The organism is Streptomyces sp. RLA123 (assembly GCF_056270165.1).
The window spans coordinates 233,592-257,501 of the sequence record NZ_JBWDOR010000003.1 but is presented as its reverse complement, the minus strand read 5'-3'; the positions used below and the strand labels follow the sequence as shown (position 1 = coordinate 257,501).

Sequence of the window (23,910 nt, the reverse complement as noted above, 5' to 3'; positions counted from 1 at the left end):
TGGTGGCTCGTTGATGTGGTACGGGCATCGCTGATGAGGTTCGCGGTCAACTCGCTTTGAAGTTCGAGGTGTTGTTTCCACATCTGGACGAGCGGCAGCGGCGGCTGTTGATGGGTGCCGAGGCCCGGGTCCTGGGGCATGGAGGGATCCGGGCCGTCGCGCGAGCGGCTGGAGTGAGTGAGACCACGGTCCGCGGGGGCGTGAACGAGCTGGAATCCGGGGCGGAGCCCTTGGGGCGGGTCCGCAGGTCCGGCGGCGGACGGAAGAAGGCGGCCGAGGTGGATCCGGGGTTGAGGTCGGCCCTGCTCGCGCTGGTCGAGCCAGACGAACGTGGAGACCCGATGTCGCCATTGCGCTGGACCACGAAGTCCACCCGGAACCTGGCCGCCGAGCTCACCCGCCAGGGGCACAGAGTCGGAGCGGACACAGTGGGAGACCTGCTGCGCGAGGAGGGGTTCAGCCTCCAGGCCAGCGCCAAGACCATCGAGGGCGCACAACACCCCGACCGTGACGCCCAGTTCCGCTGTGTCAACGAACAGGTCAAGCAGCACATGGACGGCGGCGACCCGGTGATCAGCGTGGACACGAAGAAGAAGGAGCTGGTCGGCGACTACAAGAACAACGGGCGCCAGTGGCGCCCGGAGGGAGATCCGGTGCAGGTCAAGACCCACGACTTCCTGGACCGTCAGGGCCCGGGGAAGGCGATCCCGTACGGAATCCACGACATCGCCGCGAACACCGGCTGGGTGAACATCGGCACCGACCATGACACCGCGGCGTTCGCGGTCGCCTCGATCCGCCGCTGGTGGCAGGCGCGTGGCCGGCTCGACTACCCGCACGCCAGCCGACTGCTGATCACCGCGGACGCCGGCGGGTCCAACGGCCACCGCATCCGCACCTGGAAGACCGAACTGGCCGTATTCGCGGCGGAGACCGGCCTGGAGATCACCGTGTGCCACATGCCGCCAGGCACATCGAAGTGGAACAAAGTGGAGCACCGGCTCTTCTCCCACATCAGCATGAACTGGCGCGGTAGGCCACTGATCAGCCATGACGTGATCGTGAACAGCATCGTCGCGACCACCACCGGCACCGGGTTGCGCGTCGAGGCCGAACTCGACACCGGCACCTACGACACCGGGATCAAGGTCACCGACGCCGAGATCGACGCCCTGCCCATGCACCGCCACCGGTTCCACGGCGACTGGAACTACACACTGCGTTCCGGGCACCCGCAGCCAGTCCCCGGTAAAGGTCCCGAGGCCAGCGCGCCAACAACCACTGCGCAACGGACGGCGCAGCGCGTCACTCCCGGCCAACTGAGTGACCCGGAACTGACGGGCATGACAGGAACCCAACTTAATTCCCTGGTCAGTGAGCTGACGCCCGCCCTGCAGGCGGAGCACGAGCTGGGCCGGTATCGTCAACGCGGCGGCGAGCGCCGCCGGGCACCCGGAGCAGGAGCCAAGCCGAAGCTCTCCGCGGCCGACCGGATCCTGGCCACTGTGCTCTACCAGCGCAAAGTCGGCACCCAAGACCTCATCGGCCGACTCTTCGCCGTCGACAGGAGCACCATCACTGGTGCGGTCAACGAGGTCCGACCCGTCCTCGAGCGCCACGGCCACCACATCACCGCTTCGACAGCCCGCTTCCGCACCCCTGCCGACGTGATCAACTACCTCACGCCGCGAGCCACCGACCCCACCCACGCAGACATCCAATCGGCGTGTTGATTCTCTGCGAGCCCTATTACGACGTTGTGCGCGATTGAGGTCGGGCGTCCGTAGCGGAGGATGGCCCTATGCGTGCTCTTTTCGATCAACCCGAAGTCCGTCGGGTCTCGCGAGGCGAGTACCCCTTGTGGGACGAGGCTCTCGCGGTCCTCAACCAGGACTTGGCCGTGACTCTTCCTGAGCAGGGGCCTCTGCAACTGCTCGCCCAGCCTTCCTACGAGGCGGGCGAGCCGGAGTACGTCTATGTTGCCCTGGCCAACGGCGAGTGGCACGGCAGTCATCTGTACCCAAAGACGGCAGAAGACCCCGCTCATGCCTTGGCGATCGTCGCCGACGCCGCGCAGGATACCGTCGCTGAGCGTCTGTGGCAGGCGTGGCCCCTGTGCGTCGAACACAACCTGGGCATGCATACGCGCGACGTGGAGGGGCTGCTCTCCTGGTGGTGCGCCGGAAGGCGGCCGGGGGGCGGGCCGGGCCACATCTCTGCGGCCGTGGGCGCGCTCGACGCCTTCTGAGCGCCGTGACGTGAAGGGGGCTGTGCGGGTTGGATGTTGATGTGACGCAATACCTTGGTCGCGCGGCCTTGTCCCATCCTGTCCTGGCCTTCAGCCCCGTCGACTCGGTTCGCCGGCCTCGGCCAGGTGCGCGGAGATGTCGCCGTGCGTCAGACCGCGCGCGGGCAGCGACAGGACCATCTCGTCGACGCCGGTCAGCCGCCGCTGTCGTTTCTTGACGATCTGCGGTTCGAAGCTGCCGTCGCGGTCGCGCGGGACCGAGATCTCGACCGGACCAAAGTCGGTCAGCACCGTCTTGGACCGGATCCCGTTACGGGAGTTCCCGCTGCCGGCGCCGGCCGGGTCGTGCTTGTCGTATCCGAGGTGATCGGTGATCTCGCCCTCGAGGGCGGACTCCAGCGCCCGCTTGGTCAGCTGCTGCAAAAGCCCGCCCTCGCCGGTCAACTGCAGTCCGCTCGCGCGGGCCCGGTCGACCAGCTGCCCGATCAACTGCTCATCCAACACGTCCGCCGACAGCTCGACTCGTTCAGTCCGGGAGGTGGAGTCAGCGGGCGAGGGAGACGGCGAAGGGTGTGAAGCCGTGTCGACGCATGATGTGGGGCACGATCAGGATCATGGCTTCGGTGGCGCGGGCCGTGGCGATGCCGCCGAGATCCTCGATCCATGCGGGCCGCCAGCCGAGGTCGCCGAGCAGGCCGGCGACGGTCTTCTTCGCGTTCTGGTCGTTGCCCGAGACATAGGCGGTCGGCGGGGTGGCCAGGGTGTCGGGAGCGGTCATGACCATGAACAGCATGGTGTTGAGGGTCTTGACCACGTGGGTGTCGGGGAGCGCGTCCTGGAGCTTCTCGGCGAGGCTGCTGCCGGGGTAGCAGAGGTCGCCGGGCAGGCCGTCACCGGCGGCGCGGGTGGCGTTGGAGACATCGATGAGGATTTTTCCGGAGAGCTCGGTGCGCAGGTCGGTGAGGCGGTCGAGAGTGCTGTCGCCGGGCGTCGCGTTGATCACGATGTCCGCGGTGCGGGCGGTGGTGCGCTGGTCGGCGAAGGCGATGCGCGGGGCGGCCCCGGCGGCGAGGGCGGCGGTGCCTTGCGGGCTCCGGCCACCGAGGGTGACATTGTGTCCGGTCGCGGCGAGCTTGCCGGCGAGGTTGGCGCCGACGCGGCCGGTGCCCAGGATGCCGATGTTGGTCATGCGGTGATGCTCCTTGCGATATCGGGTGGGAGGAGGGGGCGTCTGGTCAGGCGATCGGCGCGAGGACCTTGAGGGCGGCGGTGTGGATGCCGGAGGCGGCGGCCAGGAAGTCGCGGCTGCCGGTGTTCCAGGGTTCGCCCGCCAGATCGGTGACGGTGCCTCCCGCCTCGGAGACCAGCAGGGCGCCGGCGACCAGACCGGAGCGGACGTCGGAGAACTGCCAGAACGCGTCCATGCGTCCGGCGGCGACGTTGATGAGTTGCATCGTGGCGGGAACGGACACGCGCACGACCAGGCCGTTGACCAGCATGGCGGTGACGGAGTCACCGATCCGCCGGAAGGTTCGCTCGTCCTCGCCGGGCCTGGCCTGACCGGTGCCGATGAGGGTGGCGCCCAGATCGGTCTTGGCGGACACCTTCAGGGCACGGCCGTTGAGGCGTGCACCGCCGCCGGCGACGGCGGTGTACGTGTCGCCGGTCAGCGGCAGGTGGACGACGGTGAGCACCGGCCGGTTGTCGCGGACCAGGGTGGCGGTCACGGCCCAGTCCTCCATGCCGTGGACGTGGTTGATGTTGCCCTCGGCGGGGTCGAGGACCCACCATTCCCCGGGCGGGAGCGCGCCGCCGGCCAGTTCGTCCTCGGCCCACTGTGATCCCTGCCGGGCCCGCAGCAGCGGTTCCCGCAGCACGTCCAGCACCGCGTCGTCGTTGGCGTGGATCTCCTCGACGATCTCGTCAAGACTCAGACCTCGGGCGTGGGAGGTGTGGCGGTCGCGCAGCGCGACGCCGGCTGTTCCCACCGCGGCTGTCACATCGGACAGAAGCGTTTCGTCGGCGGCGAAAGGCATGGCAGTGCTCATGGGCGGGCTCCCTGGAGTCGGTGGGGGCGGGGCGGTTCGTCGCGCCCCGCACTTCGAAGGTAGGCCGACCGTCGATTAACAACAAGTGCATGCTTTGTACTCGTAGGATTACTTCCATGCAATTGGATCTGAACCTGCTCACGGCCCTGGACGCGCTACTGGAAGAGGGCAGCGTCGCCGGGGCCGCAGTCCGCCTGCACGTCACCGCACCGGCGATGAGCCGCTCACTGGGCCGCATCCGCAAGGCCACCGGCGACCAGATCCTGGTCCGCACCGGCCGCAGCATGGTCCCCACCACCCGCGCGCTGGCCATGCGCGCCCAGGTCCACGCTCTCGTACAGCAGGCCCACCGACTTCTGTCCGCGCAGCAGGAACTCGACCTGGCAACCCTGGATCGGGTGTTCACCGTGCGCTGGCACGACGCTTTGACCGCAGCCTGCGGTACCGCCTTGACCGCGGCCGTCCACCACCAGGCCCCCGGCGTCCGGCTGCGCCTGTCCGCCGAGCCCGGCACGGACACCCCCGAGCTGCGCCGCGGTGAGGTCGACATCGAATCCAGCTCCAGCCGGCCGACACCCCCCGACATCCGCCACCGCCTCGTCGGCAAGGACAGGCTGGTCGTCGCCGTCCGACCGGGCCACCCGCTCACCGAGGGTCTGCTGAGCGCTGAGCGTTACGCGGCCGCCGAACACCTGACCGTGTCGAGGCGCGGAAGCCTGCGCGACCCGATCGACGACGCCCTGACCACCCGCGGCCTCGAACGACGCGTCGTCGCCGCCGGGCCCACCGCCGCCTTCGCGCTGCAACTCGCGCTCGGCACCGACCTGGTCGTCACCCTTCCCGACGCGGTCACCCGCACAGCCCGGGACCAACTCGGCCTGATCACGCTTCCGCAGCCACTCCCGCTGCCTGATGTGCCCCTGTACCTGCTGTGGCACCAGCGCTACGACGACGACCGCGCCCACACCTGGCTGCGCGACGTGGCCACCGAAACCGTCCAGGCACTGTTCGCACCACCAAATGTCTGATCATCACGGCAAGCAACCCAGCCGACGGCGGCGTCAGTCAGCAACGCCGCTCGCGGCCGAGTTGTTCGGGTTCTTCGCGGCGATGGCAGAGACGGAACGGGAGAACAGCCGGGAGCCGCCCTCGAAGGGCTCGACGCCGCGGTCCGCAAGGGCCATCACGGTTGCCCGCCGCCCGCGGTATCCGACGGCGACGACGATCGTGCGGGTCACCATCCGGAGCCTGCGGCGCAGGCTGGGCGAGCCGGCTGTCGTGGAGACCATTGCCGGGGGCGGGATACCGCATCCGCTGACCAGAGGCGCCGGCAGGTAGGGCGTTCCGGTTCCGTGGCAGCTCCGGGAGTGGGTGCCTCGGGGCAGCTGTGGCGCATTGCTGACCGCGGTGAGAGCTCCATGATCGGCTGGCCCAAGGGTGCGGGGGCGGGTTTACTGGCGTGTGTCGATGAAAGATGAGGTTGACCATGCCTCGTGGACAGCGACAACCTGATTCGGCAGCAGCCGTGGAAGCCCTCCTGGAGGAATACAGCGGCTTCGAGAAGGACCTCTTCGAGCAGACGCGGGCCGGTATCGAGGTCTACGACACGGACTTGAGGATCCTGCGCGTGAACCCCGCGGCCCTGGCCATACGGGGCCTGCCGGAAGTGGAGGTGGTCGGTGCCGGCCTGAGGAATCTGGATTCCCGGATCGCGCTGTCCCCGATCATGCGGGAGGCGCTGGACACGGGAGGTCCTGTCCTGGATCGTGCCGTCTCCGCCCGCCCAGCCACCGATCCGGGCAACCAGCACGAATACTCCGTCACCGGATACCCGCTGAAGCGGGACGGCCACCCTCCGCACGCCGTCGCCGCGATGATCAACGACGTCACAGATCAGATGCGCAGACAGCAGGAACTGGACCTTCTGAACATCGCGCGCGTGAGGATCGGCAGCACGCTGGACGCGCTGCGCACCGCCCAGGAGCTCACCGACATGGCGGTTCCCGTGTTCGCCGACGCTGTCGCCGTCGATCTGGTGGAGTCGGTCTTCCAGGGCGATGCCCCCATAGCTCCGGGCGCCGCCCAACTGCCGATGCGCCGCGCCGCGTTCAGGTCCCACGAGGGGCAGCACGGAGCGTATCCGGTCGGCAGCGCCAGCCAGTTCACGTCCCACACGCCCTACACGCAAGCCTTGGGGGATCTGCGGCCGCGACTGGTCCGTTCGGTCCCCGATGCGAGCGCCTGGTTGATCCACGACCGGACACGGACCGAATTCCTGGTCCGCTCCGAGGTGCACTCGATGATCGTGGCGCCACTGACCGTCCATGGCCTGGTCCTGGGTCTTGTCAGTTTCTACCGGAACCGCCGCGAGCCGTTCGACCAGGCCGACCTGGGACTCGCGACGCACCTGGCAGCCTGCACGGCTGTGTGCGTCGACAACGCCCGGCGCTTTACCCGCGAGCACATGGTCGCGACGACGCTGCAGCGCACACTGCTACCCCGAGAGACGCCGCGGATCTCGGCGGTGGAGTCTTCCCACTGCTACCGCGTCGGGGGTTACGGCGCGCACTGGTTCGAGGTGCTGCCGCTGTCCAGCTGCCGAGTGGCCCTGATCATCGGGTACGTGCCGGGGGAGGCCCTCCAGGCGTCCGCGGCGATGGGGCGGCTGCGCACGGCCGCTTCCACCCTCGCCGTCATGGACCTGGCACCGGACGAACTGCTCGCCCACCTCGACGACGTCGCCCAGCGTCTGGCGCGCGAGCAGGAGGCGGATCCGGTCACGCTGCACAATGCGCGGCCGCCGTTCACCGCTTCCTGTCTGTATATGACATACGATCCGATCACCCTTCGTTGCTCGGCGGCCTCTGCCGGTCACGACAGTCCGCTGCTGACCAGCCCTGAGGGCGTTGTCACGACTCTTGGGGTCAAGCGTGGTGCAGCGCTGGGCCACGGCGACCCACAGGAAATGTTCAGCTGCGAGGTGGCGCCCGGCAGTCTGTTGTCCCTGTACTCGGACGGCAGCGCGGAACGCCATCCGTCGGAGGGCAGGGAGCGTGCCGGCCGGCTGCGCGACGCGGTAGCCCAGTCCTGGGAGGCTCCCGAGGATATCTGCGACAGGGTGTCGTACAAGGTACTTCGTGGGGCAACACCGCAGGACGGGGCGGCGCTACTGGTGGCCCGGACTCGGAGTATCGATGCGGAGAGCGTCGCATCGTGCACGTTGCCCGCCGATCCGATATCCGTGCGGGAGGCTCGCCGCATGGCACGCGAGCGGTTGGCGCAGTGGGGGTTGGAGGAGTACGCCCCAGTCATCGAACTGATCGTCAGCGAACTCGCCACCAATGTGATCCAGCACGCCGAGGGTCCCATCCGGTTGCGTCTCATCCGCGACCGCGCGCTGACCGTGGAGATCAGCGACGACGCCGACACCAGTCCGCACCTTCGCCATGCCCGCCTGCAGGACGAGGACGGACGCGGCGTGTTCCTCGTCGCCTCCCTCGCCGAACGCTGGGGTACCCGTTATGAGGACAGGGGCAAGACGATCTGGGTAGAACAGACGATGATGGCTGCCTGACGGCGAAGGCCGGGACACGTCGGTTCCCGGAGCGCTTGGTCGCGTTCCCGGACGTCCCGCCGTGGTGGCCGTATGCAGTGGGGCTGCCACGGCATCGTCGGGCGACAGCATCGCGAGCCAAGCAGCACTTGCTGCGGCGGTTTGTTGTTCGCCTTGCGTCGGAGAGCGCTTCAGATGTGCGTGGGGACGGACGAACCACCGATCTGGCCGGACGAGCCATGCCCTGTAGGAGTGGCGGTGTCGCCACGGTCCTGGCGGCCCTCGGTGAAGTGGGCCCAGCTGTCGTGGTGAGCCGGGACGACACGACGGGCGTCGAGGATCCGGGCGGCCTCGGCGGCCTGTGCGCTGTCCAGGTCGATCAGCCCGGTGCCCACCCCGGCCGCCCGCGGCCCCGGACAGCCGCGGCGGGCCGGCCCCCCACCCTCGGCCCCGGTCGACCCCGACGCCCCGACTGCCACCATCCGCATCGGCTCCGCGCGCCGTTCGGCCCTCGACCCTCGACCCTCGACCCTCGGCCAGGAACTCGACAGCCGGCCCGACGCCCTCGCCGCCGAGAACATCCCCGGCACAAGGTCTTCGCCGAGAAGGCAGCACCCGCGGGTGGGGCCGCCCCAGTCGACGACGCCGGAAACTGTCTCTTTGCCCATCTGGACGCCACCTCGCGTCGGGCTCTTCATCGGTCAGTGCGGCCATCACGCGCGCAGCCCGGCCCGCAGGCCCTGCCCATCCCCTTCGGGGTGGTCGGCTTGATGGGAATGCTCGGCCCAGATGGTCTTGCCCTGCGAGTGATGGCGGGTGCCCCAACGCTGGGTCAACTGGGCGACGATGAACAGTCCCCGGCCGCTCTCGTCGAGGGTGCGGGCGCGGCGTAGGTGCGGGGTGGTGGTGCTGCCGTCGGTGACTTCGCAGGTCAGGCCCGCGTCGCAGCGGATCAGGCGGAGACGTACCGGTGGCTGGGCATGGCGGATGGCGTTGGTGACCAGCTCGCTGACGATGAGGACGGTGGTGGGGGTGTCCTCGTCCAAGCCCCATGCCCTCAGTTTGGCCGTGACATGTTTTCGCGCGACAGAGACGGCCGCCGGGTCGGCCGGGAGGCTCCAGGCCGCCACGGTGGTGCCGTCGAGCGTGCGGGTACGGGCGGCGAGCACGTGCAGTTGGCGGTACCCTCCCGCTGTCGCGAGGGCCTCCAAAGCAGTACGGCAGATATCTGTGAGCGAGGACTCCGGCTCGACATGTTGTCCGGGCGACTTGAGCCCATCGGCCCTTGGCTCCCGATCGGTTGGCTCAGCGGCGTGCGTGTGCAGCAGGAGCACGCTGCCTTTGCCGAGCCGGATGTCGGCGGTCTCGATATTCGCTCGCGCGCGACCAAGCGGTACTCCAGCCGGAAGGTCGACGGCAGTGATCACGCCATCGGGGGTGACGACGGTGGGGGCGGGGTGGCCGGCGCAGGCGAGGGCGCAGTCTGCGGTGACGGGGTCGTAGACGGCGTACAGGCAGCTTGCAGAAACGTCATGCGTACCGTCGTCCGGCCGCAACCGGTGGAGGATGTCCTGAAGATGGGTGAGCACCTCTTCCGGTTGCACGTCGATGTCCGCCAGCGTCCGTACCGCGGCGCGGAGTTCGGGCACCAGGGTGGGGGCCGGTTCTCCGTCCTCGGTCACGCTGCCGGCGACCAGCGCCACCCGGACTCCGGACAGGGGGATCGCGTCCAGCCACTGCGCCTGCGGCCTTCCGTCATCAGCCAGACAGTATGAGAGCTCCACCGCGGCGGGTTGCGGCAAGCGCCCGGGCGAATGCCCACCCGCCGGCAGAGGGGCGCAGCAGTCGCCGGTGGCCCGACTCGGTGCAGAGGCGAGGCGGCCCATCCCCTCACGGCTTCTGGGAGGTGCGGCGAAGATGCACCTCGCCTTCTGGCGAAGGCGGACTCGGCTGATGACCATGCTCATACCAAGGGACAGGAGGGCCGCGGTGATGACGACCGCCCGGCCGCCCTCCGAAACGTCTGGGATCGCGAAACCGTAGATGGCCACACTGGCTGCCAGCGTGGCGGCTCCCACGACCAAGGTCTGTCTGATGGGCAGCAGGGCTGCCGCCATCAGGGGCGCCAGCACCGAGTAGTCCGACCAGGGGACCAGGCCCACTGCGGAGGCCTTCAGTTGCAGTGCGCAGGCCGCGGCCAGATAGACGGCGAGCAGTGCACTCGGGTGCCGGAGCAGGAGGAGTCTGGGCGTGGCCATCCTCGTCACTGTCCTTTCCGGTGTGGTGCGCAGTGCCTGCGAGACGATGCGCATCGCTTGTGACGCAAGGGCCGGGGGTCTTTGCGTAGTTGTGTGGATCTTCGGACTGTGGATGTTCACGCCGGCGTTTCTCCGGCGCGGACGGGGCGCGCTGGGTGATGGACAGCCACAAGGGCCAGGTCGTCCTGGAGGTTTCGGCCCGTGTGTCCGTCCACATCGCGGCTGACGTGCTGGACGAGGCGGCTGGGGCAGTCCCAGGTCCATCTCTCGGCACGGTCGAGGACGGGGAAGAAGTCGCCGGCGGGGTCGCGGGCCTCTGCCAGGCCGTCGGTGTAGAGGAGCAGCGTGTCTCCGGGGCCGAAGGCGACGGTGTCGAGGCAGAAGGCGTGGGGATTCTCTGCCGCGAGCCCCAGCGGCGGGGCAGGCCGGGCGATGGGCAGCACGGTCACCTGACTGTCCTGGCGCAGCAGAGGCGGCGGGTGGCCGCAGCTGACCATCCTGACGATCTCTTCGTCGTCGGGGAGTTCGACCAGCAGGGCCGTGATGAACCGCTCGCTGGGGTCGGGGGCACTGTTGGCCAGCTCGCTCAGGTGCCTGCGAACGCTGCGTTCCAGGGAGGCCGCAAGCTCCGGGAGTGTGCGGTGCTGATGGGCTGCCTCCCGGAAAGCGCCGAGGACGGCGGAGGCGTCGTCGATGGCCGGAAGGCCCTTTCCGCGGACGTCTCCGATAAGGAGGCGTGTGGTGTGGCCGGTGCGGGCGGCTGCGTACAGATCACCGCCCACCACTGCGTGTGCCGCTGCGGCGCGGTACAACGAGGCGACGCGGAAGGGACCCAGATCCGGGGGGATCGGCCGCAGGAGTACGCGTTGGGCTGCTGCGGAGACAGCCCGCACTTGGGCGAGTTCTCTCAGGTCGCGGTCATGCACCGCCCGGGAGGCGATGACGAAGGCGGACACCGTGAGTACTGCCCCGATGTGAATGGGCAGCAGCGGTGAGTGGAACAAGCCGTCGTGCCGGTCCACGACGAGCACGGCCGCTGCTGCTACGAGCGCGACGGCGGCCGTGAAGCGTGTTCGTGCGAACGTTCCCGTGCACGTGGGGGCCGCCACGAGCAGCGGGGACAGGTGAACCGCCAGGGGGGCGAACGACGCGCCCAAGGTGATGGCCGCGATCAGCAGGAGCGGAGGCACAGCCTGGCCGCGCATCCCCAAGGGCCCGGCGCGACGGCCATGGGCCCTCGGCCGCTGGGGGCCGTCGAGGGCAAACGCCGGGAGCAGGCGGGCTCCGTCACCGGTCGCGCGCTTGGTGACGAGGGTGAGTGAGAAGCGCCGCATCACGAGTCGAGGGAGTGATCGGATTCGCCTGGCAGGGCTGGGTAGTGTCAGCATGCGCGGCTTTCGTGCCATCGCGGTCTGGAAGAGTGAGCTGAGGCTCGATGAGTCCGCCGGATGCGGTGCGACTCCAGCGACCGGCCTTCTTGGCGGGGCGGCGTCCTGCGGTCCGGCGGACAGCGCTTGAACCGGTGGTCGTCCGGCCTGGGAGACGGCCCGGGCAGTGACTCTCAAGGGCTTCTGCCGGTCACCACGGAATGCGGAGCCATAACGGGTCGACTGTCGTGTGTCCCCGAGGCGGGGAGACCCTGTGAGGCTTCATGCCGGTGCTGTGACGTCGTCGATATATGCGCGGCTGGGTGTGGATCACGGCTCCGCTGCCCTCCACATTTCCGCTTCGTGGAATTCCTTTACCGATAAGCGATTCCACTGTGCGACGTGCGGGTCGGTACGTCAAGCGCCGCTGCCCCCTCCGTGCGACCCGGTACAGCAGGCGCGACTTCCCTTCCGACCATCGCCGTGCAGGGTCCGTCGAGCGTGCGGGCATGACTGACGTGAGGCCGACGGGCATCTACGGCAGCCGATAGACGCCGGGCATAATCTTAGAAGTCCGGGTGCCGGCCCGCTGGGCGTCATGACAGCCCGCGACGTGTCGGGGCTGGCCGACATTACGGAAGGTGAAAGATGAGTCGCGTCTCGCAAGCAGAAGCAAAGATCAATCGAGAGAGAGTGGTGGCCGCGGCCTCTCGACTGTTCCGTGAGAACGGTGTGGCCAAGGTCGGCATCGCCGATGTGATGAAGTCGATCGGACTTACCCAGGGTGGGTTCTACAAGCAGTTCGCGTCTAAAGCTGCGCTTGTCGAAGAAGCAGCCGCCAAGGCCTTCGCCGACAACTTGCAGGACCTCGTGGCCCTGGACCAAGCGGCCGGGGAGCATCAGGCGGCATGGGATTCGCTGCTCGAGTCCTACTTCTCCATCGAACATCGCGACAACCCTGGCAACGGCTGCCCCGCAGCCGGTTTCGCGGGCGACGTCGCGCGTGAGCCCGAGCACAGGGAAACCTACGCCAAGGGGGTTCAGGAGCTCGCAGGGTGGATCGCGCCCGGGGACGCCGGCCTCGCAGCCTATGCCAGCCTCGTCGGCGGCATCCTCCTTGCCCGCGCCACCGCAGGCACGCCTTTGTCGGAACAGATCCTTCAGGCCGTGCACGCAGCGGTGGCGAAGACTGCCGACAATCGTCAGCCGGCAACCGACTGACGATTGTGCGACACCTCGGTGTCCTGACCCGCCTGACGCCCCGAACAGTGCGCCGCGATGGCGGGTGCCCTCTTGCCGCCGACCTCGCGCTCCGCTCGTTCGGCGTACCGGACTGGCTGAATTGCCCGCCGACCCGCCCCGGCGGTGCCAGTCTGTGGCCGTCACCGCCACTGTTGCCAGGTGATCGATTGGTGGTGGTGATGTCGTTGACGGGGCTGTCGGGGTGCGGGACGCGGACGGCCGCCGGCTGGTCCGGGCGGGTGCGCGGTGTCGCATGGTCGTCCGCCGAAGGCCGGCCGACGCCTGATCGCCTCGGTCGTGTGGGCGGAATCCGGGGCGCGGGGCGCACGGGCCGCATCGAGCCTGGGGGAGCATACGGCCGACGCACCGAAGCGCAGCAGAGCGAGCAGGATCGCCCGGAAAACTCTTCTCACTGATCATCCTCGTCTTCCCCGCGTGGGCCACGACGTGCCCCGGGCAGCGCAGACGGCGCCGCGCGTGCGACGCGTGGCCCTGCTGAGCCGCGTCGCGCTGTGCGAGCAACGGCACGTCGGCCCGCGTTGACAGACGCGCGGCCCCCGCCGGGTCGCGCGTGCGGACGGACAACCTCGCCGTGTGCGATCACCGTCCCCCCGCCGGGCGGCTGACTCGGACGCATAGGGCGTGACGGGCGGCCGTACGGTCAGCGGGCTGGACGGGACGAGCCGTTGCCCACCGCTACCGGGGCGCCGGTGAGCGCGACGCGGGAGGATGCGCTTCCTGGCCCCGGTCGCCGGTCATGATGACGGCATGCCGAAGAGCGTGAAGAACCGTTGTGCTGCGGCGTGGTCTCCGGTCACTTCCAGAACGCCGGCATCGACGGCCGAGGCAAGGGTCAGCTCGGTGAAAATCAGGCTCCACAATGTCTGGACATCGCCTCGGACAGATACCTCCACCGGTGTGCGGCTTCCTCGGGTAACCCTGACCGACGCGGCGTCCACCTGGACGTCGAAGGAATCCGCGTCGATAAGCAGACGGACCAGCGTCGGTTCGTCTTCCTTCCGGGGGAGATGGAGCGCCTTGAGCAGCAGCATGAAGGAGTCGGTGCTCCTGTCGACACCAGGCGCCGCGGCGACGTCCGCGCCCCAACGGGCCAGCGCGATCAGCGCGGGTTCCAGCTGTCGTCCCCGATCCGTGAGCTCGTAGGCTTGCGTGCTCACCGGCGGGCCGAGCTCCACGCGGCGCACGACGCCGTCCGCTTCCAGCTCCTTGAGGCGCTGGCTCAGCACATTCTGGCTGGCCTTGGGCATCCCGGCTCGCAGATCCCTGAAGCGCTTGAAGCTGCGGGCGGCCAGCCATTTGATGAGGTCGCCCGCGATGCGGTCAATGCTGGTCTCGACGCTGACGTCGTGCTCGCGGCGGGTGGCAGGGCGTCTTCGGACGGATCGTCGACGTGATCGCCGGTCTCGCTGTCGGCGCAGTAGTACCTGGCGGCCACCGAAGCTCTCCCCACGCGCGTGCTGCCGGATCCGCTGTCAGCATGGCACGGCCCAGCCAGGGGCCGGTGTTCACGGCCACTGCTGGATCGCGGCGACCAGAACAGTCGCCTCGAAACGGCAGGCGAGCTTGTCGAATCGGGTCGCCACAGCGCGGTGCTGCTTGAGGCGGCTGATCCCGCACTCGACAGCATGCCGTGCTTTTCAGTAGCAGGCCGCGCCAGGTCACCCGCCAGGCACGGCTGAGGACGAACGGCTGCTCCGTGGCGATGCACCGCGCGATCGGGGCCGCGACTGTGACGGCGACAGCGCCGTGCCGGGCTTTGTGCCGGGCGACACCGGTTGTCGGCCGCTGGGCGGCGGCGGGAGGCGCTTGCACGACGAGGGCAGCCGGCGGTGTGCCTCGTCCTTCAACACGGCCAGGTCCCGGGCGGCGTGGGCTGCGGAGATCGGGACGGTCGACGGTGCGGCGACGGGCCGGTACTCCGGCAGCCTCTGTGTGTTCCTCTCGGCCATCAGCTGCTGCGGGAGATCGTCGTCGACGAGCGCACCGGGGGGCGGGTCGTGGATGGCGGTCACCGCGTGGCCGCCATCCTGTGCCGAAGTAGCCGAAGTAGCCGAAGTAGCCGAAGCAGCCGGCGCCGCCGCGTGTCGATGGGCGTGACGACCTGGCGGAGGCGGCGGTGGGCGCCGGCCGTGCGCCGGCCGTGCGCAGGAACTGTCCGGTCGCGGGCTTCCCGCAGGACCAGCAAGCGGCTGCGGCGCCCCGCCGGCTGGTGCTGCACGGGCCGCAGACGAACAGGCGGGCTCCGGGGAAGCACCGTTGGCGCAGGGTGAGGGACTGCACGGAACGGGCGCCCCAGCGGAGCGAAATCTTCGAGGCGGTGGCGGTTGCGCGTTGTTTCCAGCCCCTGATGCAACAGGTATCGCGTGACGGTGAGGACACCGTGAAGTTTCGCCTGTGTAAAAGGGTCGGGGAAATGCGAGCGGCTACCGATATGGTGACGTATCGGAATGCTCACATCTCCCCAAAGCGAGTCACAACACCTTCCGTTCGCGGCTCACAGAACGACCGGACCGTCCTTCTGGGCGGCCTCCGCTTACTGCTCCTTCGGACAGCCGTGAGGCCCATGTGCCGCAGAGCGCCGGTGAGTCGACCCGTCGGGGGTGTCGCGACCGCCGTCCGGTAGCGGCCGTCGTCGGCCCTTTGGTGAGGGGGCCCAGAAAGCCTCGTAGGCTATCGACTGTCAGCCAAAAGTTCAATGACTTTACATATCCTTGCCGTCGATGGTCAGATTCGCTCGAACACTGACCATGGAGGGCTTGTTGCGAGTTCCATTTCCCCGAAGAAGTGCGGTGTCCCTTGCCGCGGCTGTTGTTGCCGGTCTGATAATTTCTCCAGGAGCGTCCAGCGCCACGCCTTCCCTACCCTTGCATGCCGCTCCGGCCGGACAAGGCGGCGCGCAGCGCGTGCCGGTCGCCGTCACGCTGATCACCGGTGACAAGGTGAAGGCCACGCAGGAGCCCGGCGGTGCGGTTTCGGTGGACGACGTCCAGCGCGCGCCGGGGGCCAAGGGCTCGGTGCGTGTCACCGTCGAGAACGGCGACGCCTACGTGTATCCCGATGAGGCCCTGCCCTACATCGCGACCGGCCGGCTGGACAAGCAGCTGTTCAACATCACGCAGCTGGTGAAGCAGGGCTATGACGACGCGCGCACGGGCGCGTTGCCCTTGATCATCACTCGGTCCGAGGGTTCGGCCGCGCGCAAGAGCGCTGCGGCCGAGGACGCGCTGCCGTCCGGTACGGCCCTGCCGGGAGCGAAGGCCACCCTGGACCTGCCGTCCGTCAACGGAAGCGCCGTCAAGGCCCAGCGGTCGAAGGCCGCCGCCTTCTGGTCGGCGCTCACCGACACCGCTGGGCACGACGCCGAGCGATCGGCGGCACGGACCGCCGGAAGCGCCGACGATGCGGACGGTCCCGCGTTCGCCGCCGGTGTCGACGAGGTGTGGCTCGACGCCAAGGCGAAGGGGACCATGGCGGAGAGCAACGCGCAGATCGGCACGCCTGAGGCGTGGAAGGCTGGTGGCACGGGCGCCGGCGTCCGAGTCGCCGTTCTGGACACCGGCGTGGACACCACCCACCCGGATCTGGTCAACCGCATTGTGGCGACCCGCAGTTTCGTCGAGGGCCAGGAGGTCATCGACCGCAACGGCCACGGCACCCACACGGCCTCCACCGTCGCCGGTACCGGCGCCGCCTCCGGAGGGAAGGAGCGGGGAGTCGCCCCCGGCGCAGACCTGATCGTGGGCAAGGTCCTCGGGGACGACAACTCGGGTTACAACTCGGGGATCATCGCCGGCATGGAGTGGGCGACGCGGACCGAGCACGCCAAGGTGATCAACATGAGCCTGGGCACGGGGGCGTGGCACACCCAGGACGATCCGGTGAGCCAGGCCGTGAACAAGCTGACCGCCGAGACGGGCGCGCTGTTCGTCATCGCCGCGGGCAATTCGGGTGATTCGGGTATCACTCCTTACACCGTCAGCGCGCCGGGCACCGCGGACGCCGCGCTCACTGTCGGCGCGGTGGACTCCTCCGACGTCCTCGCCCCGTTCTCCAGCATCGGGCCGCGGCTGAAGGACGACGGCCTCAAGCCCGACCTGACCGCGCCGGGCGTGGACGTTCTTGCGGCGAGTTCCCAGCAGGTGAAGGGGGCGGAGGGCTACTACCGTACCGAGAGCGGTACCTCCATGGCGGCGCCCCACGTTGCCGGAGCGGCGGTCCTGCTGGCCCAGAAGCACCCGAAGTGGACGGGTCGGCAGATCAAGGACGCGCTGATGAGCACCAGCGCGCCGACCCCCGCCTACACCCCCTACCAGGCGGGCACCGGTCGCCTGGACGTCGCCGCCGCCTACCTGAAGGACCAGGTCATCGCGACCGGGTCCGTGGACGTGGGGCTCGTGCGCTGGACCAAGGACCAGAAGCACGATCCGGTCAAGCGGAGTATCACTTACACCAACACCGGCGACAGTGCCGTCACGTTGCGGCTCACGATGGACCGCGGTGCCTCGCCCGCCGGGGCGTTCACCCTGGCCGCCGACCGCGTCACGGTCCCGGCCCGCGGAACCTCGACCGTCGAGCTCGTCGCGGCCCCGACAAGGCTCGCGGCGGGTACGTACGCCGCCCAGGTCACCGCGCGTTCCGCGGCCGGAGCGGTGCACACGGCCGTGGGAATGTCCGTCGAGTCCGAGAAGTACGACCTGACGGTCCGTCTGAAGGACAAGGCCGGCAAGCCCGTCAGCGGCGAGGTCGAGATCACCGGCGTCGACGGGAAGACCACCTACATGTGGGCCCCGGACGGCAAGCTCACCAGCCGCTGGGCCCCCGGTTCCTACACCGTCGTCTCCACGATGGACGTCGAAGGCCGCAACGGTCCGCACTCCCTGGGCTACGCCGTCCTGACCGCGCCTGAGGTGGACCTCAAGGGCAACCGGGAAGTGGAACTGGATGCGTCGCGCATCCGCCAGGTCAAGGTGAACACGCCCAAGCCCACGGCCGTGACCACCAGCAGGATCGACCTGTACCGCTCGTTCACCTCCAGCGAGCCCACGGCCAGTGACGCACAGGCGCTGCACGAGATCATCATGACCCCGCTCGAGTACGACAGCCTGTGGGCGCTTCCGACCAAGGGCAAGGTGAAGAAGGGCAGCTTCGTCTTCACCACCCGGATCCGGGCCAAACAGACCCCGCTGAAGATCACCTACGGTGGGCGCAGCCTCGCCGACACCGTGCTGGTGCAGCCGGGCTCCGCCCCGTTCCAGGACGGCACCTCCCACGTCGAGGCCGCCTTCGCAGGCACCGGCAGGGCCGCCGACTACGCAGGCCTGTCCGCCCGCGGCAAGGCCGTGGTCGTCCGCGCCGACGCCTGGGTGACCCCGGGCGACCAGGCGGCGGCGGCGCGCGCCGCCGGTGCGGCGATGCTCCTGGTGGTCAACAACGGCGACGGCCGCCTGAGCGACTGGTACGGGGACCCGGACGGCTGGACGGCCGGGCGGATCCCGGTCGCCTCGCTCACCGTCGACGAGGGCGCGGACCTGATCAAGAAGATCACGTCCCCGGGGAAGACCCAGCTGAAGGTCGAGGCCCATCCCTCGCCGAAGTACCTGTACGACCTGGCCGACTACCACCGCGGCGGCATACCGGACGACCCGTCCGCGGCGACGGACCCCGGCAGCCTCGCCCGCATCGACAACGTCTTCGCCTCGCCCACCGGCAAGCGGATACTGGAAAGCCGGGAGGACAGCCCGGCGTACGAGTACTGGCCGGCGGCCTACCCCTACGCTTATCAGCCCGGGATGACGCGCGTGCCGCAGTTCCCGAGGGAGCCGGTCGCACCGGGCCCCCGCACCGACTGGGTGTCCGCCGGCGACGGCGTGAAATGGCAGCAGTACGCCGGCGTGGCCGACGGCTTGTCGACCTTCACCGACATCGTCAGCTACCGGCCGGGCAGCGTGCAGAGCGAGCACTGGTTCGGCCCCCTCATCCGGCCGCGCATGCTCAGCTTCGATCTGCCCTACCGATTCGGCGACGCCATCGGGGGAATGTTGATGGCCTTCGGTGACGGAGGATCCGCCCACAGCGGTGGCGGCTCCGCGATGTCGCGGGACTTCGCCCTCTATCAGGGGGACAAGCAGCTGCTGCAGGGCGGGCCGTTCCCCGACTACGGAGTGGGCGACCTGGCCTCGCAGAAGCTCCCCTACCGGCTCGTGGTCGACACGCAGGGGAACGCCGACGTCACCCCCTATTCCAGCACCACGCACACCGAATGGAGTTTTTTCTCCGGCACCGCGGACGGCCAGGCCATCCCGCTGGTCCAGCTCGACTACGACACGGCGGTGGACCTCGAGGGGCGGGCGAAGCGCACGTCGGACTTCTCCGTCAAGCCCGTCGTCCTCGGCAGTGACGCCGCCAAGGACGCGGTCTCCTCGGTCAAGCTCGAGGTGTCCTATGACGACGGTGCCTCCTGGAAGCCGCAGGACCTGAAGGCGAACAAGGGCACCTGGCAGGCGCAGCTCCACGCGCCGGCCCGGGCGGGTTACGTGTCCGTCCGTGTCACCGCCAAGCAGCACAACGGCGGCGGCGTCACCCAGACCGTCACCCGGGCCTTCGGCCTGAAGTAGCACCCGCGAGCGGCCGGTGCCCACAGCCCGTCAGGGGCGTGGGCACCGGCCGCTTCCTGTGTTCCGGTGACGTCTGCGCCCTGCTCCTCGCATCCGGCCCGGTTCCGACCTCGGGCGACAGGGCCCACTCCTTCCGCGGCACCGTGCCGACGGTCCGCGACCGTTCCGGGCACCTCCGGACGTACGCGTCCGCGGCGGCCTGGACAGCAGGGACCTCCCTGAAAGCCGGCCTCGAGCCGTGGCCGGACGTCGACGTGGATGGATACGGGGGAGAGATCCCGCACCGGCGGCGACAGCGGCGCGAGTGGGGCACTCCGCGTGAGGCCGCCCTCGCCCATCGCCGGCAGGTCGCCTGCCGCCAGGGGGCTCCACGGCGGCGTCCGCATGCGGGAGGCCGGCCGGCTCCTCTGGAGGCCGCCGGCACACCCCGGACGGGCGGGGTCCGGACAGTCCGGCGTCGCTGTCATCGTCGGCTACCGGGGGTTGTGCACGCACGAACACGATCCGGAGAGATGTGTGGCTTCGCCGCCCGCGATTCGGCCGTCGAGGTCCACGCCACCGGCCCCTCGCCCCGCTGGTTCCCGGGTGGATGACGGCTTGTCTGGAACGTTCAGGCCCTGCAGTGCACGTGCGAGAGGACCGGACCGGACAACGACCGGATCCTCGTACGGCGGCAGACCCGCGCCCAGGCGCAGGACCGTGCCGAGTCTGCGGCAGGCCGGGTGGCTCCCTTCGTCGACGTCCTCCTTGAGAGCCCCGCCTCGGGGAACGACGCGACCAACCCCACCGCCGCACCCCGCACGGCCGATGACGACAGCGCGGTCGGGTAATCGGCCGCTCGGGCGATACAAGAAGTCCACCGCGCCATCAACACCGCACGCGGTCCGGCCCGTTCCCGCCCCCGGCCGATGAAGGGCGGCCGCTGTTCGCCTCGACCTCAAGGAGTTCCCGGGTGAGCGGCCCACGGGCCGTGTAGGCGCCGGCAACCGGCTCGAGGGCTTCCGCCTCGCCTGACCCGCGCCACGGCGCAGCAGCGTAGCGGCGTAGCGGCCCGGACCCATCGAAGGGGTTCCGGGACGCTGCCATTTGACAGTCTGCGATCACCCGGTCGGCTATCACATGTGCACGGCACGCTACGCAGGGCGATTGTTGCTGCGTTCGACCCGGCGCTCGCCCGGCACGACAGTCGGGCCATCCGCATGCTCACCACCCGCCCCGAATGCCTGAACGGCCCGCCGACTCCGTGGACAGACCCTCACGAAAGATCGGGGTCAAGGGAGTCGCGGACGTGAGCCGAGGCGGGTTGGCGTCGAGGTTCCATGGAACTGGGACAACAAGCCGCAATTCGGTTGTACGGCACCCGCTGTGGCGCGGTCATTCAATGTGCTACGGAGTGGTATTCGTTGCTTCCGCCAATCAGATCCTCTATTTTGTAGGTGGCCCGAGGGGTTCCACCGTGGCTTGCTCGATTATCGGACGAAATACTTTGGATGTCATGGGTAGGGCAACTCTTGGAAGGCGACTGTGATCCTCCCGATGCACGGCGAGGCGGCCGAAACCAACCTGACTGTCTACGCATGGATCCTGAAGAACCGTCATGTTGACGTGGTGTTAATGCAGCAGGAACTCAAGTTGGCCAATGCGGAGCTGGAGGAAAGCCTCGAACGGCTGTGTGCCGCCGGCCTGGTGGTGCGGACCGACGGTGACCCGGCCACTGGGTTCGCGGTGGATCCTGCTGTCGCCATCGCGAAGCTGACGGGGCCGATCGCGTCGCGTGTGCGAGAGGAGGAGCGCCGCATCCTGGAAATTCAGGAAGAGCTGGCCCATTTCGCTCCTCTTTATGCGGAAAGAAGTAGTTCGTCCCAAGGGCTGGAGGTCCTTGGGAGTCTGAACGAGGTGCGGGCTGCCCTGAACCGCGAAGCGACGCTGTGTCGGTTCGAGATGATCACCTGTCAGCCGGGCGGGGGATCGCGTAAGCCGGAAGCCATGTCCGAGGCGATGCAGCGCGATGCCGCGCTCCTGGACCGGGGTGTGTCCATTCGTACGCTCTATCACCACACCGCCCGGTTCAACGGGCCCAGTCAGGCCTATGTGGCGGCCGCGTCGGCGCTGGGAGCGCAGTACCGAACCCTTCATGAACTCTTCGGGCGTATCATCGTCTTCGACCGGGGCACCGCATTCATTCCCGTACAGGATCAGTCCTGGGGCGCGGTCATCCTGAGGGAGCCCTCGACGGTGGCTTACCTGTGCAACGTCTTCGAGGAGGCCTGGGAGCGGGGCACGCCGTTCGCGGACGCTGCGAGCCAGGGCCTTGAGCAAGTCTCGCGCGAGATACACGAGACGATCGTCCGTCTGATGGCTGAGGGGCACAAGGACGAGACGATAGCCCGTCGCCTTGGCATGTCCCTGCGCACCGCGCGGCGGCACATCGCCGACATCATGGAACAGCTGAAGGCGACGAGCCGCTTCCAGGCGGGCGTGGCCGCGGCAACCCACGGACTCGCGAAGCCCGCGGCTGCCGGCCAGGGCGACCGCGACCAAGGGGACGCGGACGAGAGCCGGCCGACACGGCCGTTGGACGGATGCCCGGCATGCGACCAGGTTTCCGGCGCCGTGGCACCGGTTCCCGGGACACCGCTCAGTGCAGTGGGCCACGGACCGGTGTGTCATTCCGCGGTGGGCTCCGTCACCGACGGACGGTCGCCGATGAAGGTGAAGAGGTAGGTCGAGGGCTGTAGGACCGGCTGAATGACCCACGAGTAGTTCGGCGGGATGTACAGGACCTCCGTCGTGCGGATCCGGAATCGGACGGGGCCCTCGATCCGCGGTGCTTCCTCCCGTTGCCGGCGTTCTCCGGGGTCGGGCAACAGGGTCCAGTGTCCGCTGCCCGAGGTTTGATGGACCAGGGTGTCGCAGGGCGCTCGGGCGGCCCGAACGCTCAGAGGAGCCTGTTCACTGCGGACGGTTCGTACGGGCCTTCCGAGGAGATCGGCGAGACCTTCTGCCAGCAGTTCCCGATCTGCCTCATCGGCGAGGGGACCGCACGCCGGGTGGTCGTGCTCCGGCCACACGACGCCGGGTGCTCGGCCCAGGAAGACCGATGCGAACGCGGCGACTTCCTGGCAGTGCAGCGCTGGGTCGGTGGTCTCCACCGGACTCCCTTCATCGTTGGATCCCCGCGCACAGGGCGGCAGGGGTGTCGTACCGGCGGTCCGCCTCCCCGTGGACGGATCGGGCCGGCGCGGTGCTCAGCGCGACGATTGCAGGCCGCTGCCGCCGTCATCCGGTGGAAGGGGACGCCGCCCTTGTGATGGCTTTCGTCGCCCTCGCCGCAGGGCCTGTCCATCGGATCAGCGAGTGGCCGGGGGCGGTGGGTCCCGTCCTTGCCGCTTGCCGGCGCAGTCGAAGTACAGTCACTTCACTTCCTTCCGCTCCCGCTGTTCCATCGGCTGAAAGTCTGGTGCAACCGTCCGGGATGTCGATGGCAAAGCGCAGATTGACGTCAAAGCTCCACTGGACGCGGTGCGGCTCGAAGGCCGAGGGCCGGCGGGGTCGAGGGATTCCAGTGACGGTGCGTGCCGATGATCATCGTCCGGCTTTTCGGCATGTGCAAGTCACGAGAATCTGGGCCTTGACCCCGGATCCTGGACACACGAGACGCTGGATCCCGAGGATCCGAGAACGGACATCTCGTGGTCATGAAGAACTATCCGCCGCAGTTCAAGGCGGTCGCGGTCGCGCTACGCTGGTCAAAGTCGCATAACCCGTGTTCGGGATCCAGGGTCAAGGCCTTCTGCTGCCCGTGCGATCCTTGAATGGTGTATGTGCCAAAGGCATCGTCTTGCGGTCGAGCAGGTTAATCCCTTGTGGCATCCTTTCGTCGTATCCTTTCTAGGTTGTTTTGTTCACTGGTCTACCTGGTGCCAAACAGTTTGATGAGGCGGTGCGGCCCTGGTGATCGGTGTTTCGGCGTTGCCATTCTTGTCGCGGGGGCGCGGGTTGAGGTGGCACGCGCCGGTGCAGAGGAGGAACTTCCATGACTGGTCGCAAGGTGGCAGGGCTCGCGGTGGCCGTGGCTGCGGTCGCCGCCGCATGCCTGTCCGGGCAGTCGGCGACCGCCGAGCGTCCTGGCGTGCCGCACAGGCACGCCGAGGCTTTCGTGACCGTGCAGGCGTGCTCCGAGTTCTGCACGTATGACAGTTCTTGGGGCGGCCGGGTGCGCAGCGGGTCGAACGGGTAGCGGGACAAGAGTGTTTCCGGCAGTTCGATCAGGGCTGTCCATGACGCCGCAAATGTCCGGCGCACATGTTCCCCACTCCTAGAGAGCGAGAGATCCTCGTGATGTTGTGCGAGGGTCTGACCTATCAGACCATCGCGCGCGAGATGGGGATCAGCCCGCACACCGTGGACGCCCACATTCGTAGACTCCGGCGCAAGGCTGGAGTCACCAACCGTTCTCAGCTGGTGGTCCTGGCGATGCAATTGGGTATCTATCAGGCCACAGCGGCAGAAGCAGGCATGGACCGATGACGGGAAGGGCAGCCGGCAGCCGGCTTCCC

The 23,910-nt window shown here is 68.7% G+C and carries 15 protein-coding genes and 3 pseudogenes; 9 read left to right on the top strand and 9 right to left on the bottom strand.

Features of this window, described 5'->3' with window-relative positions; all coding sequences use genetic code 11:
- The first annotated feature begins 110 nt into the window (after positions 1–110).
- Together RV983_RS01320 and RV983_RS01315 are read left to right on the top strand one after the other, a co-directional pair.
- The gene (locus RV983_RS01320; RefSeq protein ID WP_475990190.1) at positions 111–1,733 is read left to right on the top strand and encodes an ISAzo13 family transposase; all 1,623 of its coding nucleotides are present in this window, start codon (positions 111–113) and stop codon (positions 1,731–1,733) included.
- 68 nt (positions 1,734–1,801) lie between these two features.
- Positions 1,802–2,248, top strand: coding sequence for a hypothetical protein (locus tag RV983_RS01315; protein ID WP_475983888.1), 447 nt, complete (start codon positions 1,802–1,804; stop codon positions 2,246–2,248).
- Positions 2,249–2,365: 117 nt separating this feature from the next.
- Here RV983_RS01315 and RV983_RS01310 read toward each other — a convergent pair.
- The 3 genes and pseudogenes from RV983_RS01310 to RV983_RS01300 form a co-directional block, all read right to left on the bottom strand.
- A pseudogene (locus RV983_RS01310) lies at positions 2,366–2,764 on the bottom strand (transposase); the annotation flags it as partial.
- Between the two features lie 28 nt (positions 2,765–2,792).
- Entirely contained in the window at positions 2,793–3,584 is a 792-nt protein-coding gene (locus tag RV983_RS01305; protein ID WP_475990189.1) for an NADPH-dependent F420 reductase, read from the bottom strand.
- Positions 3,484–4,296 carry an inositol monophosphatase family protein gene (locus tag RV983_RS01300; RefSeq protein WP_475983887.1) on the bottom strand — a complete coding sequence of 271 codons (813 nt, stop codon included), beginning with the start codon at positions 4,294–4,296 and terminating at the stop codon, positions 3,484–3,486. Before RV983_RS01300 ends, RV983_RS01305 begins: the two co-directional genes overlap by 101 nt.
- A 116-nt stretch (positions 4,297–4,412) precedes the next feature.
- Here RV983_RS01300 and RV983_RS01295 point away from each other — a divergent pair, with 116 nt between their 5' ends.
- The gene (locus RV983_RS01295) at positions 4,413–5,324 is read left to right on the top strand and encodes a LysR family transcriptional regulator (protein ID WP_475983886.1); all 912 of its coding nucleotides are present in this window, start codon (positions 4,413–4,415) and stop codon (positions 5,322–5,324) included.
- Between the two features lie 33 nt (positions 5,325–5,357).
- Here RV983_RS01295 and RV983_RS01290 read toward each other — a convergent pair whose 3' ends face one another.
- Positions 5,358–5,585, bottom strand: a complete 228-nt coding sequence (locus RV983_RS01290) for a hypothetical protein (RefSeq protein WP_475983885.1) — start codon at positions 5,583–5,585, stop codon at positions 5,358–5,360.
- Between the two features lie 236 nt (positions 5,586–5,821).
- Here RV983_RS01290 and RV983_RS01285 point away from each other — a divergent pair, with 236 nt between their 5' ends.
- The gene (locus RV983_RS01285; protein WP_475983884.1) at positions 5,822–7,870 is read left to right on the top strand and encodes a SpoIIE family protein phosphatase; all 2,049 of its coding nucleotides are present in this window, start codon (positions 5,822–5,824) and stop codon (positions 7,868–7,870) included.
- Between the two features lie 170 nt (positions 7,871–8,040).
- Here the strand turns inward: RV983_RS01285 and RV983_RS01280 are convergent.
- The 3 genes and pseudogenes from RV983_RS01280 to RV983_RS01270 form a co-directional block, all read right to left on the bottom strand.
- Positions 8,041–8,232: pseudogene (locus RV983_RS01280) on the bottom strand (hypothetical protein); the annotation flags it as partial.
- A gap of 330 nt (positions 8,233–8,562) precedes the next feature.
- Positions 8,563–10,161 (bottom strand): SpoIIE family protein phosphatase, encoded by a 1,599-nt coding sequence (locus RV983_RS01275; protein ID WP_475983883.1) that lies wholly within the window; start codon positions 10,159–10,161, stop codon positions 8,563–8,565.
- 62 nt (positions 10,162–10,223) lie between these two features.
- Complete coding sequence (locus RV983_RS01270; protein ID WP_475983882.1) at positions 10,224–11,297, bottom strand: PP2C family protein-serine/threonine phosphatase; 1,074 nt, start codon at positions 11,295–11,297, stop codon at positions 10,224–10,226.
- A gap of 825 nt (positions 11,298–12,122) precedes the next feature.
- On the opposite strand from RV983_RS01270, the gene RV983_RS01265 reads away from it, so the two are divergent.
- Positions 12,123–12,695, top strand: coding sequence for a TetR/AcrR family transcriptional regulator (locus RV983_RS01265; RefSeq protein WP_475983881.1), 573 nt, complete (start codon positions 12,123–12,125; stop codon positions 12,693–12,695).
- Positions 12,696–13,471: 776 nt separating this feature from the next.
- Here the strand turns inward: RV983_RS01265 and RV983_RS01260 are convergent.
- Together RV983_RS01260 and RV983_RS01255 are read right to left on the bottom strand one after the other, a co-directional pair.
- Positions 13,472–13,984, bottom strand: a complete 513-nt coding sequence (locus RV983_RS01260) for a winged helix-turn-helix transcriptional regulator (RefSeq protein WP_475983880.1) — start codon at positions 13,982–13,984, stop codon at positions 13,472–13,474.
- A gap of 258 nt (positions 13,985–14,242) precedes the next feature.
- Positions 14,243–14,374, bottom strand: a pseudogene (locus RV983_RS01255) (IS5 family transposase); the annotation flags it as partial.
- A 1,266-nt stretch (positions 14,375–15,640) separates the two neighbouring features.
- Between RV983_RS01255 and RV983_RS01250 the strand changes: the two are divergent.
- The 4 genes from RV983_RS01250 to RV983_RS01235 all read left to right on the top strand — a co-directional run bounded on the left by RV983_RS01250 (position 15,641) and on the right by RV983_RS01235 (position 23,881).
- Complete coding sequence (locus RV983_RS01250) at positions 15,641–19,351, top strand: S8 family peptidase (RefSeq protein ID WP_475983879.1); 3,711 nt, start codon at positions 15,641–15,643, stop codon at positions 19,349–19,351.
- A gap of 1,524 nt (positions 19,352–20,875) precedes the next feature.
- Positions 20,876–22,075, top strand: a complete 1,200-nt coding sequence (locus RV983_RS01245; RefSeq protein ID WP_475983878.1) for a helix-turn-helix transcriptional regulator — start codon at positions 20,876–20,878, stop codon at positions 22,073–22,075.
- Positions 22,076–23,387: 1,312 nt separating this feature from the next.
- Entirely contained in the window at positions 23,388–23,591 is a 204-nt protein-coding gene (locus RV983_RS01240; protein ID WP_475983877.1) for a hypothetical protein, read from the top strand.
- Between the two features lie 65 nt (positions 23,592–23,656).
- Complete coding sequence (locus tag RV983_RS01235; RefSeq protein WP_475983876.1) at positions 23,657–23,881, top strand: response regulator transcription factor; 225 nt, start codon at positions 23,657–23,659, stop codon at positions 23,879–23,881.
- The last annotated feature ends 29 nt before the right edge of the window (positions 23,882–23,910 follow it).

What these genes read in the sequence shown, in the direction of transcription:
- RV983_RS01320 (WP_475990190.1), top strand. Translation starts at nt 111, where the DNA reads ATGGGTGCCGAGGCCCGGGTCCTGGGGCATGGAGGGATCCGGGCCGTC.
- RV983_RS01315 (WP_475983888.1), top strand. Translation starts at nt 1,802, where the DNA reads ATGCGTGCTCTTTTCGATCAACCCGAAGTCCGTCGGGTCTCGCGAGGC.
- RV983_RS01300 (WP_475983887.1), bottom strand. Translation starts at nt 4,296, where the DNA reads ATGAGCACTGCCATGCCTTTCGCCGCCGACGAAACGCTTCTGTCCGAT.
- RV983_RS01295 (WP_475983886.1), top strand. Translation starts at nt 4,413, where the DNA reads ATGCAATTGGATCTGAACCTGCTCACGGCCCTGGACGCGCTACTGGAA.
- RV983_RS01290 (WP_475983885.1), bottom strand. Translation starts at nt 5,585, where the DNA reads ATGGTCTCCACGACAGCCGGCTCGCCCAGCCTGCGCCGCAGGCTCCGG.
- RV983_RS01275 (WP_475983883.1), bottom strand. Translation starts at nt 10,161, where the DNA reads ATGCGCATCGTCTCGCAGGCACTGCGCACCACACCGGAAAGGACAGTG.
- RV983_RS01265 (WP_475983881.1), top strand. Translation starts at nt 12,123, where the DNA reads ATGAGTCGCGTCTCGCAAGCAGAAGCAAAGATCAATCGAGAGAGAGTG.
- RV983_RS01260 (WP_475983880.1), bottom strand. Translation starts at nt 13,984, where the DNA reads ATGCCCAAGGCCAGCCAGAATGTGCTGAGCCAGCGCCTCAAGGAGCTG.
- RV983_RS01240 (WP_475983877.1), top strand. Translation starts at nt 23,388, where the DNA reads ATGACTGGTCGCAAGGTGGCAGGGCTCGCGGTGGCCGTGGCTGCGGTC.
- RV983_RS01235 (WP_475983876.1), top strand. Translation starts at nt 23,657, where the DNA reads ATGTTCCCCACTCCTAGAGAGCGAGAGATCCTCGTGATGTTGTGCGAG.